The following is a 17,158-nucleotide window of genomic DNA, read 5'->3' on the forward strand; positions in this document are numbered from 1 at the left end:
TCGAGAGCTAGGCTCGTCCGTGCCGTGTAGTCTGAGCGGACGCAAGTCTGTTGTCAGGCGTTGGCGTCGGAGGCACCCAGGGTGCGAAAGTGGTGGTGGCGTGAACCACCAGACTATTGCTGCCGGGGTCTTTTTTGGCGCCTTGGCGGCTTTCGTCCCGCGTCTTTGCTGAGAAGAAACTGTCGAACCATTGCTTCTGTTTCAGAGTTCGACCGTAGCTGGCTATTTGGATCAGTCATTGGAGGTTCGCGAAGGTGCTCGCTCAAGGCATACCGCTGTCATGGGTCTCCCGGCATTGCGCGGGGGTCGTCGCGCATGGCGTGCCGCCTGACGTCCTGTTCCAGGAATGCCTTATTGACCGGCGGTTCGGCGATGACCGTGACCAGATTTCGTTCGCTCAGTTCGGCCTGTTGTGGCTGAATGCAGGGCTCGTGGTCGAGGACGAAGGCCTGGGGCTGACCAGGAAAGGAATGCCACTGGGATTTAGCACGCTCGCGCTTCGCGTCATGCTGGGCTGCGCAACCGTTGAGCGGGCAATCACGTCCATTATACGGTTCTACAAATTCGCTCCGGTTAGGTTCAGTCTGACGTTCGATGGTGATGAGGCAATTTTGGCCGCATACAGCGACGACGACGACAGCGGCCCGAATGCGACGATTGTCGAGGAACTGCATCTGACCTTCCTGTACGGATGCCTGAGCTTGTTCCTTGGCCGTCCGCTGCCCGTGCGCATGTTCCAAACGCGAGATCGCTGCCATGCAAATCTCGACGGATTACACTGGGCAACATTCGCAGCCGTACGTTACGAACGACTGGCGGCCCTGCGATTCACAAAATCGATCCTGTCGGCGCAGCGTGTCACGGCCGGAACGGACGAGGTCTATTGGGATATGGTCCGCCCGTGGCTGATGCTAAGTGAAGCGAAATCGACCCTGAGCGAAGAACGCTGGGTTACGCTCGGGGACCTGCGCCTGGACGCACTTGCGCGGGAGGCCGGCGTCAGCCTCTCAACCGTCCGCCGGCAGATGACATCGACGCATGGAGGGTTCCGGCTGGTGCGAGAAAGGCTTCTTGTTGAGGCAAGCACTCAGCTCCTGACCAGTTGCTCACGAAGCGTCGAATCGATCGCCGCCCAATTGGGCTATTCAGATGCGCGCAGTTTCAGACGATTTCTCAAGGGCGCGACGGGAAAGACACCTGACGCATTGCGCGCGGAAGGTCTGCGCCCTCAGATGGGCGTCCTGACCCCGGAGATATTTGACAGGGCCCGGGAGGCCGCACTTAGGCGGAGCGCTTAGTCGAATCTGTCCCCATCGCCCGGAATGCGTTGAGCGGATACGTCCTTGTCGGTTCGACCGGCGCATGTTTCAGGTACCGCTTGAGATGCCCAGCGGTCCTCAGGAATGCCGTTTTCAAGCGAGACCGGAGCGAAGCATGACAACGTTAGTTGGCCTGTCGAAGACGTCGTTTCGTTCTTCCCCGTCCATCTCGCTCCCGCGGTCACCCGATTGCGGCAAATTGTCCTCGTTAAGTAAGCACTTCAAGGACCGTGATGACTTGGATATTGGGACAGGTATCGCATTTGGTCCGTTCCGTTTGTTGGTGACGGAACGCCTTCTCGAGAAGGCAGGCGTTCCCGTTCCTTTGGGCAGCCGCGCGCTCGACATCCTGATTCTTCTGGCAGAACGTGCAGGTGAGGTGGTGAGCAAGAGGGACTTGATCTCTCGGGTGTGGCCTGACCTTACAGTGGATGAAAACAGCCTGCGCGTTCATATCGTCAGCCTCCGCAAGGCGCTCGGAGATGGAAAGGCCGGGGCCCGTTACGTGACCAATGTCACTGGCCGCGGTTATTGCTTCGTGGCGCCAATCACGCAGGCGGTTAAGTCGAAATTTCCCTCAATTAGAGAAGCCGCGGGCTCCGAACAGCCGCAGACACTTCCACTTCGCTTGAGCAGGATGGTCGGACGTGACGCGACCGTGCGTACGATTTCGGAGCGGCTTGAGGCGCAGCGCTTTGTGACCATCCACGGACCCGGCGGCATCGGCAAGACCACGGTCGCGGTGTGGGTCGGCCACGCCCAGCTTGCTGCCTTTGAGGGAGCCGTATGCTTCGTTGATCTCGGGACCCTAAAGAATCCCAGTCTCGTGCCTAGCGCGGTGGCTTCCGCGCTTGGACTTCCCGTTCAATCCAGTGATCCGACTCCAGACCTCATCCACTTCCTGAGAAATCGGCGGATGCTGTTGATCCTCGATAACTGCGAACACGTTATCGATATCGCGGCTACGCTGGCCGCGCGTATTTTCCAACAAGCCCCACGTGTGGCCATTCTGGCGACGAGTCGAGAAGTGCTGAAGGTGGAAGGCGAGCATATATATCGGCTCTCGGCGCTGGAGTGCCCGCCTGAAGGCATCGAACTGACGGCGGCGCAGATTCTTGCCTTCCCGGCAGCGCATTTATTTGCCGAGCGGGCGGCAGCGGGAGGCTTTCAGTTCAGGCTCACCGACGAGGATGCCGCGATCGTTGCGGAAATCTGCCGCAAGCTGGATGGCGTAGCGCTAGCGATTGAACTTGCCGCAGGACGGGTGGACACTTACGGGCTCCTTGAAACTGCGGGTCTCCTCGATAACCGGCTCAGCCTGTTCTGGCATGGACAGCGTACGGCGCTGTCGCGCCATCGAACATTAGCCACGATGGTCGACTGGAGTCACGATCTCCTGACGGATGTCGAGCGTACAGTGCTCCGACGCCTTTCGATTTTTGTCGGCTTCTTCAAACTCGAAGCGGCGCAGGCGGTGGCGGCCGACGACCTTGACGCGACGCAGATCGCAGACGCAGTAGGGCGGCTGGCTGCCAAGTCGCTCATATCCGTCGACGCTTGCGGACCGACGATGCGGTATCGGTTGCTCGACGCGACGCGAAATTACGCCTTCGCGAAGTTGGTCGATTGCGGCGAGGAAGATGCGGTCGCACGGAGGCATGCCGTTTATTGTCGAGCATTTCTCGAACGTGCCGACGGCGATGACAATAGACGCTCCATTTATATGGAGCATCTTGGCAATGTGCGTGCCGCACTGCAATGGAGCTTCGATCGGGGGGATGTGGCGCTCGGCATCGCTCTTGCTGCTGTAGCAACTCGCCTATTCCTCGAACTGTCGCTTTTGAATGAATGTCGCCGCTGGACCGAGCGAGCGCTCTCGATGCTAAATGATGCTGCGCTCGGAACACAGGATGAAATGAAACTCCAGGAGGCGCTCGGCCTGTCGCTGATGTTCACGATCGGTAACAACAAGCAGGCTCATGCTGCGCTTTCGAGAGGTTTGGAGCTCGCAGAGAAATTTCCCGACCGCATCAACCAATTTCGGCTCATTGGCCGGTTGCACCTGTATCATCGAAGAGCAGGCAATCTCAGGCTTATGCTCAAGTTTGCAATGCGGGCCATGGCCATAGCGAAGCAAATGGCCGATCCGGTTGGAATAGCCGCCGCAAATTCGCTGGTCGGCGTCTCACGTCATCTCGTCGGCAACCAGACCGACTCCAGAGCTCACCTGGAAATGGCGCTGGTGCGGCTGCCTTTTTCCAATCGTACCAAAGCCAGCGATTTCGGCTTTTATCGCGAGCGTGCGCGGATCGCTCTGGCCCGGACGCTTTGGCTTCAGGGTTATCCAGACCAGGCGGTTCGAATCGCAAGACAAGTGGTTAGCGAACCCGCGACCTTTGAACCCGTGACACTCTGCATCGTGCTCATTTGGGGCTTTTCTGTTTTTCGCTGGACTGGCGATTGGGCGAGTGGCGAGGAATGCGTTGAACGTCTGATTCCGCACGCCGAACGGCATTCTCTGACGGCGTATCGGGCCGTCGGTTTCGGCCTTGCGGGCGAAATGTTGATCAAACGTGGAGAAATCGAGGCCGGTATGGATCTGCTGCGGGGCTCCATGCAAACGCTGCACGCGGATCAATATACGTTGTATGCGACGGAGTTTAACGCCGCTTTGGCGGACGGCTTTGCAATGACGGGTCGCATAGACCAGGCACTTGCGACCATCGACCAAACAATCGCTCGTGTAAGCCGCGATGGGAATTTTCTGATGCCGGAGCTGTTGCGCGCCCGGGGAAAGCTCCTCGAGCAAACTGCGGATGAGCGGGGAGCCGAAGCCTGCTTCCTGCGTTCGATCGAATTGGCTGGACGGCAATCGGCGCTATCCTGGCGCCTCCGTGCGTCGACCGACCTTGCCCGACTGAGGTTTAGTCGAGGCCGCTGCGAAGAAGCGCGAAAGTTATTGGCTGAAACCTATGCCTGTTTCAATGAAGGATTTCATACGGTCGATCTCAGGGCCGCAAAGCAGACGCTTGAAGACATGAGTCAGACGATCGTCGGCTAATAAGCGTTGGTATTTGAATCAAGGGCGCGCGCCTGAAAGTCGCGGCCATTCAATCGATGTTGTCGGCAGAAGCGGGCAAACAATCGATCCTTCCTCTTCTTTGAGTGACGAATTCCACACCGATTTGGATCGGCAGTGGCCACGAGCCTGCAAGGTCGGGCTCATATGTTGCTTTCAGCAACAACAGCCAAGCGTCCCGGATCGATCCGGACATCCGACGCACAAAGATTCACACTTCTTAAGTCGCGCCCGAAGGCTTTTCGTGGGAATAGCTCACATCCGGAAATTCAGCAGCGAAGTAAAGTTTACGTCGTAGATTATCCATTTAACTCAGAGATCAATCCCATGAGCTTAATAGAGCAGCCAGTAAATACGGGGATGACGGGAAGGGCAGGCCTGCAACGGGCCGCTGACTTCCAGGCCGTTCTCCTCGGTATGATTGCACATGATCTTCGACAGCCGTTGCAGGTAATACAAAACGTTGGCGATCTCCTTGGCGTCGGCATTCGAACAAAATCCGAACAGCGTCTGTTGCGAATGGGTCGGCACGCGACCGATCGCCTGACCAGGCAACTCGATCAACTACTGGGTGCTCTGCGTCTCCACGATCACTGCGGGGGCGTAAAGATTTCGGCCGTCGCTCTTGAGCCGCTATTTTGGCAGGCTTGTCGTGAAAACAAGGAATTTGCGTCGCAGAAAGGCGTGGAAATCAGCGTATGTCCGACGACGGTGTCGGTGATGAGCAACGCCGTGCTCCTCACCGGAATCCTTCGAAATCTGGTCAGCAACGCCGTCAAATATACCGAGCCCAAAGGCCGGGTTCTTATCGGGTGCCGCCGTTCGAGCGAATATGTACGTATCGATGTTTACGATACCGGGATAGGCATCACGCAGGATCAATTGCCTGGAATTTTTGAAGCGTTCCATCGTCTCGACTACGCACGCTGTAGCGGTATTGGCGTTGGTTTATTCATCGTGCGGCGGACCGCCGACGTGCTCGGACACGGCATCGACGTCAGCTCGGTCGTCTCCCGCGGTTCGCGCTTTTCCATATCAGCAGCACGAGCCGACTAGCGCGGCGACGCCTTCGATGAGCGCCTTTCCCGCAGGCGAACATCCAACTTAGAGGTCGATCCAGTGGCACTCCCATCCATCCGCCGAAAGATGAATATCAATCTCGAACGTTTGCAACGAGAGAGATCGGCAAGCGGAGACCGGCAGGAGAAACGAGCCACGGCGCGTGGGGAGGGCTCGTCCTCGAGATCGGGTATCACTCAAGATACATTCGTCCAGCCCCTTACGCGGGCGATGAAGGAGCGGCTTTGGGAAAAATTTCAAGAGAACGAGGATATCCTCGTCAATGCACTATTCATCATAGTCGAGTCGGTCACCAGCCTCGATCGCGCCGCAAGAATTGAGGCCCCTCCGCTGGGGCCAGATCTGCCGCGCGTAACGCTGCGGCGCGTAGGCTCACTGGAGCTTGATCTCCTCGATCGCACGGCGAGACGTGGCGAACGTACAATCGAATTGCTGCCGCGGGAGTATCGGCTTCTCGACTTCATGATGCAGCGAAGCAACGAGTTGCTGACTCGTGCGATGCTCTTCAAGGAGGTTTGGAACTATAAATTTGTTCCCACAACAAATCTGGTGGACGTCCATATGAGCCGATTGCGTCGCAAGGTCGACATGCCCAATGAAGCTCCGATGATCGAAAGCATTCGCGGTGCTGGCTTTATTCTGCGGGCGTGGCCGTGAAACATATTCGATCGGGCTGGAGATTGAACCAACCTTACGGCGATCGACGGTCATAGGATTTTGCTTAACAGCTTTCGCTATCTCATCCGGGCTCTTACGTGGCAACGACGTCGCCAAGGCTAAGGACTATATTCGCCACGTCCGCCTTCGAACGCCGTGGTGAAAGAAAACGCTAATCGTTGGTTGGCTCCGAGGGAATCTGGATTGCGCCGGCTCTCGATACTGCTGCGGCCGTGACGATCCTCGCGTTGGCGCGATCCTGTGGATCGTCATTCGAGCTGAAGCTGTTGAAGCTGATAACAGCCGTGCCCACGACCGCCAGAAGGGCGGCTACCAGTATGGGTACTGTTCTTTGATCGTGCATATGTCTCTCTCACCAATCCGCTGCCTCTATGCGATTGACGTCCGTAAGCCGGCCCTCTGATCAACAGCCTCGGCAGATTCCTTCTATCATCTTGTCGACCGTCGCTTCTTCGCGGTCGATTTCGGGACTGGTTCCAAGTAGTGGCCCTGGCACGGGGCCGCGGCCGATGCCAGACGACGAAAGCGCCGTGCCCAACGAGTTGGTGCCGGGCGCAGCGGCACTGCTGCCAAACGCACCACCCATTACGGACATCTGGTGCGATCCCATGCCGCCGCCCCGGGCAAACGCGGCGGTGGTCGAAAAGCCAACGCACAGGACGACACAAAAAATGGAAAGCTTTTGCATGTTGGTGCTCCTACGAATACGCGATCACCGTGATGGTTGATCGCCGACGATGTATCTGATGACGATGTATCTGATGTAGGTTCGAAATTCGCCACCACCATTAAATTGGACTTCATTAAATCCCGGTATAGCGCTTCGCGGATCCGCTAGTCATGCATCACAGTGGGCTCAGTTGAAGAGTCGAGCGCGAACTCCGGGTCAGCAAGCTGAAGGCTTTCACAGTTGACAAGACTTGCAGCAAGGTCGGCCGCGACTATCGTGACCCAATTAAATTTACGTTCAGAATGCCCGCAGGATCATGCCACCATGAAATCTCGGGCAAGCGAATTCAGGAGACGATGCATCGTTCGGATCGATGCAGCATCTCCGGGACAATCGAGCGTCACCGGTCAAGGGACATTCATTCGGCAGGCGCGGGAGCAACGCGGCTGGGCGCTGCATGACCGGATGCCGCATGCTTCCTGTTCCTGAAGAGCCAGCTCTGCAGCCGGTCGAGGTAGATGTAGACGACCGGAGTCGTATAGAGGGTGAGAACCTGCGATACGGCGAGGCCGCCGACGATTGCATAGCCTAGCGGTTGGCGGATCTCCGAGCCGTTTCCCGTGCCTAACATCATCGGCACGGCACCAAGCAGCGCCGCCATCGTGGTCATCAGGATCGGCCGAAAGCGCTTGATGCAGGCCTGGTAGATAGCTTCTTCGGTTGTCAGTCCTTGCTGCTCGGCTTGTATGGCGAAATCGACCAGCATGATGCCGTTCTTCTTGACGATGCCGATGAGCAGTATGATCCCGACGATCGCGATTACGCTGAGGTCGTAGTGAGCCGCCATCATTAGCAGGAGTGCGCCAAGTCCGGCCGACGGCAATGTCGAGATGATGGTGATCGGATGGATGACGCTTTCGTAGAGCACGCCGAGGATGATGTAGATGACGAAGAGCGAGGCGGCAATGAGGATTGGCGTGCTCGAGAGGGATGCGCCGAACGCCTGGGCGTTGCCCTGAAAGCTCGTTTGCAGCGAGAGCGGCGGGTGGAGTTCTTTTTCAACCGCCTGGATACGGCTCACAGCCGCGCCGATCGCGGTGCCCGGCGCGAGATTGAACGAGATCGTCACCGATGGAAACTGGCCCTGATGGTTGACCACGAGTGGAGCGACCTTCACCACTGAATCGACCAACGTGGACAGCGGCACCTGCTGCCCGCTTGATGACTTCACATAGATGCCGTTGAGCGCTTCAGGTCCGTACTGGAATTTGGGATCGACCTCGAGGACGACATGGTACTGCTGCAGGTTGGTATACATGGTCGAGACGATACGTTGGCCGAAGGCGTCGTCGAGCGTGTTGTCGATCGTGTTGGGCAAGATGCCGTAACTCGAAGCCACTTCGCGCTTGATCGTGATGTCGAGCATCGGCCCGGCATTAAGCTGGTCGGTGGTGACGTCGGCGATGCCGGGGATTGCCTTGATCCGGTCGTAGAACAGCGCCGTCCAATGGCCGAGTTCACCGGGGTCGGCGTCGTTCATGGTATACTGGAACTGGGTCTTGTTCAGACGTGCGCCGACGGTAATGTCCTGTGCAGCCTGCATATAGAGCGTGATTCCCTGGATCTTTCCGAGGCTGGTCCGCAGCCGCGCTATCACTTTCTCGATCGGGTCGCGTTGGTTTGCGGGCTTGAGCTGAATGAAGACACGGCCATCATTGAGCGTATAAGTACCGCCGCCGGCACCCACCGCAGCACCGGTCGCCGCGACGGCGGGATCTCGCGCGATGGCGTCGAGCAGGGCTTGCTGGCGCTCGGCCATGGCCTGGTACGAGATATCCTCCGCCGCCTCTGATTGGCCGAGTATCAATCCGGTATCCTGCTGGGGAAAGAAGCCCTTTGGGATGACGATATAGAGATAGCCTGTGAGCGCGATGGTGCCGAGCATTGTCATGAGCGTGATGAAACTGTGCCGCAGCGCGATCTTGAGGCCGGCCTCATAGATGTTGAGCAGGCCGTCGAAGCCGCGCTCGGACAGCCGGTAAAGCCATCCGTGCTCCGTGCTTTCCGGCTTCAGCAGGTAGGCGCACATCATCGGCGTGAGTGTCCGCGAGATCACCAACGAAAGAACGAGAGCCACGCTTACCGTCACCGCGAACTCACGCAACAGCAAGCCGACATAGCCACCCATCAGGAACAAAGGAATGAATACGGCGATAAGCGAGAATGTGATCGCCATGACGGTGAAGCCGATCTCGCCGGATCCCTTCATCGCCGCATCGTATGGCGAGAGACCTTCTTCCATGTGTCGCACGATATTTTCGATCTCGACCACCGCATCGTCGACTACGAATCCGACCGCGATCGACAAGGCCATCAGAGAGAGGTTGTCGAGGCTGTAGCCCAATTCGTAAAGGATCGCGAAAGTACCGATCAGTGACAGCGGTACGGTGACGGCCGGGATAATGGTCGCCCAGAAATTGCGCAGGAATATGAAAATCACCATGACGACGAGGGCGACTGTCAACAGCAACGTGAACTGCACGTCGTGGAGCGATGCGCGGATGGTCTGGGTGCGGTCGGAAATGACATTGACTTTGACGGCGGCCGGGATCGAGGCCTGCAATATCGGCATCATCGCCTTGATCCGCTGCACGGTCTCGACGACATTGGCGCCTGGCTGGCGCTGGACAGACAGAAGGATGGCCGGTTTGGTGTTGTACCAGCCACGGATCAGATCGTTCTCTCCTGCACTAATGGCACGACCGATGTCGCGAATGCGGACCGGCGATCCGTTGCGATAGGCGACGACGAGATCGGCGTATTCGTCGGGGTGGAAAAGCTGGTCGTTGGTATTGAGCGTGTAGGTCTGGCGGGGGCTGTTGAGCGTGCCTTTCGCAAGGTCGACATTGGCCTGACCGAGTACGGTGCGGACATCCTCGAGGTTGATGCCGCGAGCAGCCAGCGCCTCCGGGTCAACCTGTACGCGGACGGCCGGCTGCTGTTGACCGCCGATGCCCACGAGGCCGACTCCGGATATCTGCGAGATCTTTTGCAGCAGGATATTCTGCGCATAAGCGTCGACGACGGTCAGCGGCAAGCTGTCGGACGTGATGCCGAGCACCAGGATCGGCGTGTCGGCCGGGTTGACCTTGCGGATCGTCGGCGGATACGGCAGGCCCACCGGCAGATACGGTGTCGCGGCGTTAATTGCCGACAGCGTGTCGCTGACCGCCCCGTCAATTTGGCGATTCAAATCGTATTGCAGGGTGATCTGGGTATAGCCGAGCGCACTTGCGGATGTCATCTGGGTCAGGCCCGGGATCTGGCCGAACTGCAGTTCGAGCGGTGACGCCACCGTGGAGGCCATCGTCTGCGGGTCGGCCCCCGGCAACTGGGCCGTGACGGTAAGCGTCGGATAGTTGACGTTCGGCAACGCCGCCACCGGCAAAAATGGATAAGCGACCAGACCACCCACCAGCAACGCCACCATCAGCAGGGCCGTCGCGATCGGCCGTTCGATAAACGGTGCGGAAATGTTCATGGAATTGGCGCCTGCATTGCGTCCTGCGCGGCCACTTCCGCTGCCGCCTTGCCGTGCACCATCGTGACACGGGTGCCCGGCTGCAGCTTGTATTGCCCGTCAACCACGACTTGCTCGTTGGCCTCGAGGCCGGATTCGATCAGCGCCTGACCGTCGCTGATCTGCGCTACCTTGATCGGGTGTATGGCCACGGTATTGTCGGGATTGACGACGTAGGCATAAGGTCCGTCAGGACCTTGTTGTACGACCGCCGCGGAAACAGTCAGGCCGTTATGCCTGGTCTCGACGAGCAGCCGTGCATTGACGAGTTGACCAGGCCACAGCCGACGCGATTTGTTGGCAAAATTCGCCTTAAGCTGGATCGAGCCCGTTGTCTGCAGAATCTCGTTGTTGACAAGGCCCAGCACGCCTTGACCCAACCTGATCGTATCGTCCTGGTTGTAGGCGACGACGGGGAGCGGTGCATTGCTTTGCTGCTGTCGCTGCTGGATTTGCGGCAGAACCGTCTCCGGCAGCGTGAAGATCAGCGAAATCGGATCGGTCTGCGTGACGACGACGAGCCCGTTTGCGCTCGAAGGGCTGATGATATTACCGACATCGATCTGACGGATCCCGGCCACGCCATCGATCGGCGACGTCAGGCGCGTGAAGCTGAGTTCGACCTGCGCGGCGTCAATCAGGGCCTGATCCGACTTGATCGCCGCCTGCAACTGGTCGACTTGCGCCTTCTGGGTTTCCAGCAATTGCGGAGTGGCCCACCCCTGCTGCCCCAATGTGGTGTAACGCGTGAGATTGGCCTGGGCGTTCACGAGCTGGGCCTGATCGCGTTCCAGGTTTCCGGTGTCTTGATCGATCAGTGCCTGATAGGGGCGTGGATCGATCTGGGCGAGCAGGTCGCCGGCATGCACGGCCTGGCCTTCGGTGAAATTGATGCTGATGATTTGCCCCTGGATCTGGGCGCGCACGATGTCGGTGTTATACGCGATCACCGTGCCGACGCCGCTGAGATAGATCGGCACATCATGCTGGGCGACCGTTTCGGCGACAATCGGCACTGCCGGGGATAGAGCCTGTCCGGTAGCTGCCGCCTTCTCAAAGGGCATGGCATGCGTGAAATAGAGGAGACCGCCGGCTATGAGAACGGCAGCCAGCAATGCAGCGGGAATCGCGATTTTCTTTTTCATGGTTGGCTCTTGCTCGGAGAATTGAACCGTTCAGCAGTTGCTCGGATTGATCGAGTTCAGGCACGGGAAGAAGTTTGTCGTCGGAGAGGTAACAGTTGGTGGAGATGTGACGGTCGGTACTGTGGGTATGACCGGGCTCGGCGCCATGGTGCCTGCAATGGCAGATGTGATCGGTACCGCCGCGGCGGAGCTGACGCCGAGATTGCCGATCTCGGTCGATCCCAACGGAATCCCGGTTCTGGCGATGCCACCTGAAACAACCGGTAACGTTGATGTCGGTGTCGACATTGGCGTCGAAGACGACGCAATGCTGCCCGAGCCGGAGCCGCACATTCCTGACATCCCCGAAGTTTCCAGCATCCCTGATGTCGTCGGCACTCCCGACGACATCGAGATACCCGCGGGGGCGGCGGGCGGCGCGGTTCCGAGAGACATGCCACCGCCATCGAAGCTTGCAGTGGATCCGAACATGGAGGACGGCGCACTTCCCAGGGTCGAGCATGTCGTGCCGCTTGGCGTTGCAATTGTGCCGGTTGCGTTGGCGGGAGCCGGACTGATACCGGGGGATACGATTTCGGTGGAGCCGAGGGGAATGCCGGTCCGGGCGACGGCCGAAGCTGGTCCCATGCCAAGTGGCGATGTCGCGCCGATGATGGGGGTCGGCGTGGCCATTCCCGTAACTTGAGCCGTGGCGACGTTGCAGACGAAGAGCATTGGAAGAGCCGCAAAAATCAGCGGGATTCGCTTCGGCCTTCTTCGTTTGAAAGCCGCGTCGCCGCGGTGAGTACCCGCATCGATCGGCTTTGCGACGATCTTGCTCGGTGTGATTTGATCGGACATCAGTTACTCCTCGGTGATGGCCCATGGCTCGCCGTCGGCGCTTTTACGCTGAGGTTGCTTGGCCGCCTTTCGTACCTTCTCGAACGCGCGCCCCTCGATTTGCCGGACGCGCTCACGCGACACATTGAAGCTCGTCGCCAGTTCGTCGAGCGTAAGCGGCTCTTCGGCGAGAAACCGCGCCTCGAAGATGCGACGTTCGCGGTCGTTCAGGACATCGATTGCGGCGATGAGTGCCCTGTGTCGGTATTCCTGTTCGTCATGGTCGGCGATGATGGCTTCCGGCGAAGGTGATTGATCGACGAGATTGTCCTGCCATTCGCCGGCTTTTCCATCATCACTGATAGGGGTATTGATCGATTTGTCACCGCCGAGGCGTCGGTTCATGTCGATGACATCCTGGTCGGTGACATCGAGACTTTTTGCGATCGAAGCGACGTGATCGGGATGCAGATCGCCGCTTTCGAGGGCGTCGATCCTGCTTTTCGTGGAGCGCAGCTTGAAAAAAAGTTTTTTCTGGTTCGCGGTGGTGCCGATTTTAACAAGCGACCACGAACGCAGAATATAGTCCTGGATGGAGGCCTTGATCCACCACATCGCATAGGTGGCGAAGCGAAAGCCTTTTTCGGGCTCAAAGCGGTTCAACGCCTGCATCAGCCCGACATTGCCTTCGGAGATGATTTCCGAAAACGGTAGACCGTAACCGCGATAACCCCTGGCGACTTTTGCGGCAAGACGCAGGTGGCTCGTGACAAGCTGGTTCGCGGCATCACGGTCACCGCGGTCGCGCCACCGTTTGGCGAGCTCATACTCCTGTTCCCGCTCGAGCAACGCAAAGCGCCGGATGTCGCAGAGATAACCTTTGTCGGGTCCGTCGTTGGCAAACGCGGGTTTTGTTCGAGCTGTGAGGCTCACGGATTGTCCCTCAATGCTCATATCAATCTCTCCATCGTTGGAAATGGAATAACTTTGATCGTTCGAAATTCGATCGGATCATTAAATGATAGGTGCAGCGCGCGGAGCTGCCATTAAATTGAAATTAACGACCGTAAATTCGAATTAACGCATGTATCTCGTATGCTGCTTGGCGGATTTCCGATCGCCGTTGATTGGCTGCGGGTTCACCGCTAATGAGCGCGCGCAGGAGACCGATCGAACTGCGCCTCGTATAACGTCGAGTCGAAGCCACCGCGTTCGTGGGTTGGGCTCGCCTGGCAGAGTTGACGTTATTCGCCAATTCTCCAGGTGGCCCAAGATCGGTCTGCTACTCAGTAAGCGCAGACATATGGCAAGCTGTATGACGTGTAATATGGGTCATACGGGCAGCCGGGACCGTAGCCATAACTGTAACCGTTGTAGCCGCCGCTGAAACGACGTCGTCCAGCGCCGAGATGATCGGGGTCCAGGCGGGCCATGTGATCGCCGCCAGCTCCATCGACGTGATCTCCGCGAAGACCTTCGGCGTGGCCGCCGTCAAAGCCGCCGATGTGACCTTCACTGAAGCCACCCATGTGACCGCCGCCGAAGCCGCCACCACCGTGTCCTCCGCCTCCGCCGCCACCGCCGCGGGCTTGTGCACCCGTGGCAAGAAGGCTGCCGGCAAGCATGACGCTTGCCAAAATCATCGTTACTCGTCCTCTCATGACACTCTCCGTTGTGACGGGCGGACCTTCCGCCCGGTCGTTGTCAGACGTTGGCGTGTCTCAGCATGTTAAACGCCAGCATCGCGATGGACTGGAGATGGGAATGCCTGCTGATCGCTTCTACTAAATTCGCGTTAATCTGCACGAACACAAGGCGCGCTCAAGCCAGGACAGCGCAGCTGAAGCTGGACGACGCAAGCGTATGGAGGATACTTGGTATCATCCAGGCCAGCTTCGGAGGGAGGAAGAAGCGGCCGCTGAGCTATCAGCAGGCGCTCAAGTTCAATCCCGATGACGGGGACAAGGCGTATAAGTCCGGCCTTCTTCTGCGTGAACTGGGGCGGATCGAAGAAGCCTTGGCCTGCTTCAACCTGCACGAAAGGATCGCGGCCGGCAGCGCTCTCAAGCCGCTGATGCATGCGTTGGTCTTGTTCATTCTCAACAGGGTCTAGGAGGGCTTGGCCGAGATCAAAAACGCCCACGCACTCGATCCGGCGAACGCCGAAATCTGCAACTATGCCGGTCTTTTTCTCTCCCGGCTCGGAAGAGATGACGAGGCGCTGCTGTGGTACGACCGGTCACTCGATCTGCAACCCGGCTTTCCGAATGCCTCGGCAATGACAGCAAGCTGCAGGTAGGTCTGGTCCGGCAATCCGGGCCATGTGAACGATCGTAACCGGTTGATCGGCGTTTCTCCGGCTGATGTCCCGCTTTCTCGACGTTGACGCGACGTTCATCAGCTTGCAGAAAGATCCGAAACCCGATGGCCGGGTACTACTCGCGCAGACCGACATCATCGACCTCACTGCCGATCTCACCGACTTCCACGAGACCGCGGCGCTGATCAGCTGCCTCGATCTGGTCATTACCGTCGACACCAGCGTCGCCCATCTTGCCGCGATGCACATGTAACAAAGTCACGTCAGCGCTTGAGTATATGAAAAAGTTTGCCGCTATAAAAGTGCCTCTCCTCCCTTAACCATTGCGGCCATATCGCCGGCTGCGGCGTTAGTGGATTATCCGTTAGTGGGAGAATAAGGTGCTTGAGTTCAATACCCGGTCCAAGTGTGGCGGCAAGGTCTTCAGGCCGCGGATTTAAATAGGCATGCCGACCATTGATTTCACGTAAGGTTATAAGTTCGGGCAACAAGTCGAAAGGCATGTGGCGCGGCTTTTGGCGGAGCAACTGGTCAAGCGCGGCCTTCCGATTATTACGGGCAGTATTGATTGCCCGTGCGGAACTTCCCGTCCGCTGCGAAGCGTAAGGATCAGATATCGGTAATGCTACGAGAAAGCTGTTTGTTTCAACATTCATAGCAGACGATGACCGAACATTCCCCTCAGCCGCTCCCAATCAGCCGAAGCTCCAGAGAATCATATCGCCAGCCCAATGAGCGGGGTTTTTGAAGGCGTCCAACCAGCGACCGTTTACGTCAGATGCTTGGCAAAAAAAGCAAGTGAAAGCTTCAATGCCGCAGCCGACGATTCAGGCACGAAGTTGGCTCGCTCATCACAGTTAAAACCGTGGCGCCCCGGATGGATGTGCACAGGAATGTCCGGATAGGCTGAGCGGATACGCTCGACATCGCTCAAGGGAATGCTCGCATCGGTGTCGCCGAAGTGTAACATCAACGGAGCTTTAAGAGGCTCTCCCAGGTAGTCGACAATTTGACTTCCATAATAGCCGACCGAGCAAGCAACCGCCGCAAGACGCGTTGCACTTAGGAAAGCGAGCGTTCCTCCCCAGCAATAACCAATGATTCCGAGCTTGCCGCGCGACTTCACATGATCGATGGCCGCCTGCGTGTCGAGCAGACTGTCCGCGGGCTGCACCTGCGCTCGCATCCGCCGGCCGCCTTCGATACCCTCTGGGCTATAGTCGAAATTGACGCCGGGCTCGATCCGGTCGAACAGGCCGGGAACGATGACATCATAGCCGAGTGCCGCATACCGGTCGGCCACGTTCCGAATGTGGCTGTTGAGCCCGAAGAACTCGTGCAACACGACCAGCGGCGCCACCAAGGGCGCGGTCGGTGACGCGCAATAGGCAGAGAGCCGATGCCCGTCGGCCGCCTGAAGAACAATCATCTCACCCATTTTGTCACCCACATCACCCGTCGCAGCATCAAACACGCCTTGTTATTATCATCTATTATCGTATTGTGGTATTTAAGGCAAGAAGCTGATCAATGGCACACGGGGGAATCGCGAATGAGCAGTCTCAACAAGATGTTGGGAATTATGACTCTGTTCAGCGACCAGAAGTTCGCTTGGACAATCGAGGAGATGGAGGCCCGGCTCAGCCTCCCCCGATCGACGCTGTACCGCTACTTGCGCGAGCTTGTTGACGCTGAGTTTCTGACCTCTCTGCCGGAAATGGGGTACACGCTGGGCCCCAAGATCATCGAGCTGGAAAGCATCGTCCAGCGGCAGGATCCATTGATCACCGCCAGCCGCCCCTTGATGAAGGAGCTGGTCGCGGAATTCGGCGGCGTCGCGGCATTGTGCCGGAACTACCGGCAGAAGGTCTTGTGCGTTCATCAAGAGCAAGGCGCGGACGGGTTCCGCAGCGGATATCTCAAAGGGCAGTCCAGGCCGTTGCTGATGGGCTCGGCGTCGCGGGTGATCTTCGCGCACTTGCCGAACCAAATGGTCGCCAAGCTATTTGACGATCACGCCGATGCGTTTCGGCTCGCGGGACTGGGAAGCGATATCGAAGCGGTTCGTCAAAGCCTGAAAACGATCCGGCAACGCGGCTGGGATGTCACCATCGGACAGGTGACATCCGGCGTAACCGGCGTCGCCGCGCCGATCTTCGATGGCCGCGAGAATGTGGCCGGAAGCCTCAGCGTCGTCCTGCGCAGGACCGATCTTTCGGAAGAGCGCCTCTCCGTCATTGCGGACAAGACCACCTTCTGCGCGCGCGCCATTACGCGCGCGCTCAGCGATTCAGGCGAGGAAGAGAGTAATCCGAACGTGCGGCCCGGTCGCTCACTCAGTCGTCTTATTCCCACAATATAGAATTACATTATAATTTTCTTGACGAGTTTAAAACCCGCCGATAGGCTTCCTCCGGCATCAAGCGATGCAGCAAGGCCGGTGGATAATTTCGTCATGACTGAATCGA

Annotated in this window: 15 protein-coding genes; 9 read left to right on the forward strand and 6 right to left on the reverse strand. The window is 58.1% G+C overall.

Annotation, left to right across the window (positions count from 1 at the left end; all coding sequences use genetic code 11):
* Positions 1-254 precede the first annotated feature (254 nt).
* The 4 genes from HB676_RS03060 to HB676_RS03075 all read left to right on the forward strand — a co-directional run bounded on the left by HB676_RS03060 (position 255) and on the right by HB676_RS03075 (position 6,135).
* Positions 255-1,298, forward strand: coding sequence for an AraC family transcriptional regulator (locus HB676_RS03060; protein ID WP_213736201.1), 1,044 nt, complete (start codon positions 255-257; stop codon positions 1,296-1,298).
* Between the two features lie 136 nt (positions 1,299-1,434).
* Entirely contained in the window at positions 1,435-4,380 is a 2,946-nt protein-coding gene (locus HB676_RS03065; protein ID WP_218625620.1) for a winged helix-turn-helix domain-containing protein, read from the forward strand.
* 345 nt (positions 4,381-4,725) lie between these two features.
* Complete coding sequence (locus HB676_RS03070) at positions 4,726-5,454, forward strand: HAMP domain-containing sensor histidine kinase (RefSeq protein ID WP_213736202.1); 729 nt, start codon at positions 4,726-4,728, stop codon at positions 5,452-5,454.
* Between the two features lie 90 nt (positions 5,455-5,544).
* Complete coding sequence (locus HB676_RS03075; protein WP_213736203.1) at positions 5,545-6,135, forward strand: winged helix-turn-helix domain-containing protein; 591 nt, start codon at positions 5,545-5,547, stop codon at positions 6,133-6,135.
* 424 nt (positions 6,136-6,559) lie between these two features.
* Here HB676_RS03075 and HB676_RS03080 read toward each other — a convergent pair whose 3' ends face one another.
* The 3 genes from HB676_RS03080 to HB676_RS03090 form a co-directional block, all read right to left on the reverse strand.
* Entirely contained in the window at positions 6,560-6,844 is a 285-nt protein-coding gene (locus HB676_RS03080) for a hypothetical protein (protein ID WP_213736204.1), read from the reverse strand.
* Between the two features lie 400 nt (positions 6,845-7,244).
* On the reverse strand, positions 7,245-10,367 hold the full coding sequence (locus tag HB676_RS03085; RefSeq protein WP_213736205.1) for an efflux RND transporter permease subunit: 3,123 nt from the start codon (positions 10,365-10,367) through the stop codon (positions 7,245-7,247).
* Positions 10,364-11,551 (reverse strand): efflux RND transporter periplasmic adaptor subunit, encoded by a 1,188-nt coding sequence (locus tag HB676_RS03090; RefSeq protein WP_213736206.1) that lies wholly within the window; start codon positions 11,549-11,551, stop codon positions 10,364-10,366. Before HB676_RS03090 ends, HB676_RS03085 begins: the two co-directional genes overlap by 4 nt.
* 106 nt (positions 11,552-11,657) lie before the next feature.
* Here HB676_RS03090 and HB676_RS03095 point away from each other — a divergent pair, with 106 nt between their 5' ends.
* Complete coding sequence (locus HB676_RS03095; protein WP_213736207.1) at positions 11,658-12,236, forward strand: hypothetical protein; 579 nt, start codon at positions 11,658-11,660, stop codon at positions 12,234-12,236.
* Positions 12,237-12,394: 158 nt separating this feature from the next.
* Here the strand turns inward: HB676_RS03095 and rpoH are convergent, their stop codons facing one another.
* A complete protein-coding gene (rpoH, locus tag HB676_RS03100) occupies positions 12,395-13,324 on the reverse strand; it encodes an RNA polymerase sigma factor RpoH (RefSeq protein ID WP_213736208.1) in 930 nt (309 codons plus the stop codon).
* Between the two features lie 332 nt (positions 13,325-13,656).
* Complete coding sequence (locus tag HB676_RS03105) at positions 13,657-14,031, reverse strand: hypothetical protein (protein WP_213736209.1); 375 nt, start codon at positions 14,029-14,031, stop codon at positions 13,657-13,659.
* Positions 14,032-14,096: 65 nt separating this feature from the next.
* Between HB676_RS03105 and HB676_RS03110 the strand changes: the two genes are divergently transcribed.
* The 3 genes from HB676_RS03110 (at position 14,097) to HB676_RS03120 (ending at position 14,943) form a co-directional block, all read left to right on the forward strand.
* Entirely contained in the window at positions 14,097-14,483 is a 387-nt protein-coding gene (locus HB676_RS03110) for a hypothetical protein (protein WP_213736210.1), read from the forward strand.
* Between the two features lie 6 nt (positions 14,484-14,489).
* The gene (locus HB676_RS03115) at positions 14,490-14,669 is read left to right on the forward strand and encodes a hypothetical protein (protein WP_213736211.1); all 180 of its coding nucleotides are present in this window, start codon (positions 14,490-14,492) and stop codon (positions 14,667-14,669) included.
* A 64-nt stretch (positions 14,670-14,733) separates the two neighbouring features.
* A complete protein-coding gene (locus HB676_RS03120) occupies positions 14,734-14,943 on the forward strand; it encodes a glycosyltransferase family 9 protein (protein WP_213736212.1) in 210 nt (69 codons plus the stop codon).
* A 516-nt stretch (positions 14,944-15,459) separates the two neighbouring features.
* Here the strand turns inward: HB676_RS03120 and HB676_RS03125 are convergent.
* A complete protein-coding gene (locus tag HB676_RS03125; protein WP_213736213.1) occupies positions 15,460-16,128 on the reverse strand; it encodes a dienelactone hydrolase family protein in 669 nt (222 codons plus the stop codon).
* On the opposite strand from HB676_RS03125, the gene HB676_RS03130 reads away from it, so the two are divergent.
* Positions 16,090-17,052 (forward strand): IclR family transcriptional regulator, encoded by a 963-nt coding sequence (locus tag HB676_RS03130; RefSeq protein ID WP_213736214.1) that lies wholly within the window; start codon positions 16,090-16,092, stop codon positions 17,050-17,052. The genes HB676_RS03125 and HB676_RS03130 overlap by 39 nt on opposite strands.
* The last annotated feature ends 106 nt before the right edge of the window (positions 17,053-17,158 follow it).

Source organism: Bradyrhizobium sp. dw_411 (assembly GCF_018449695.1).
GTDB lineage: Bacteria > Pseudomonadota > Alphaproteobacteria > Rhizobiales > Xanthobacteraceae > Bradyrhizobium.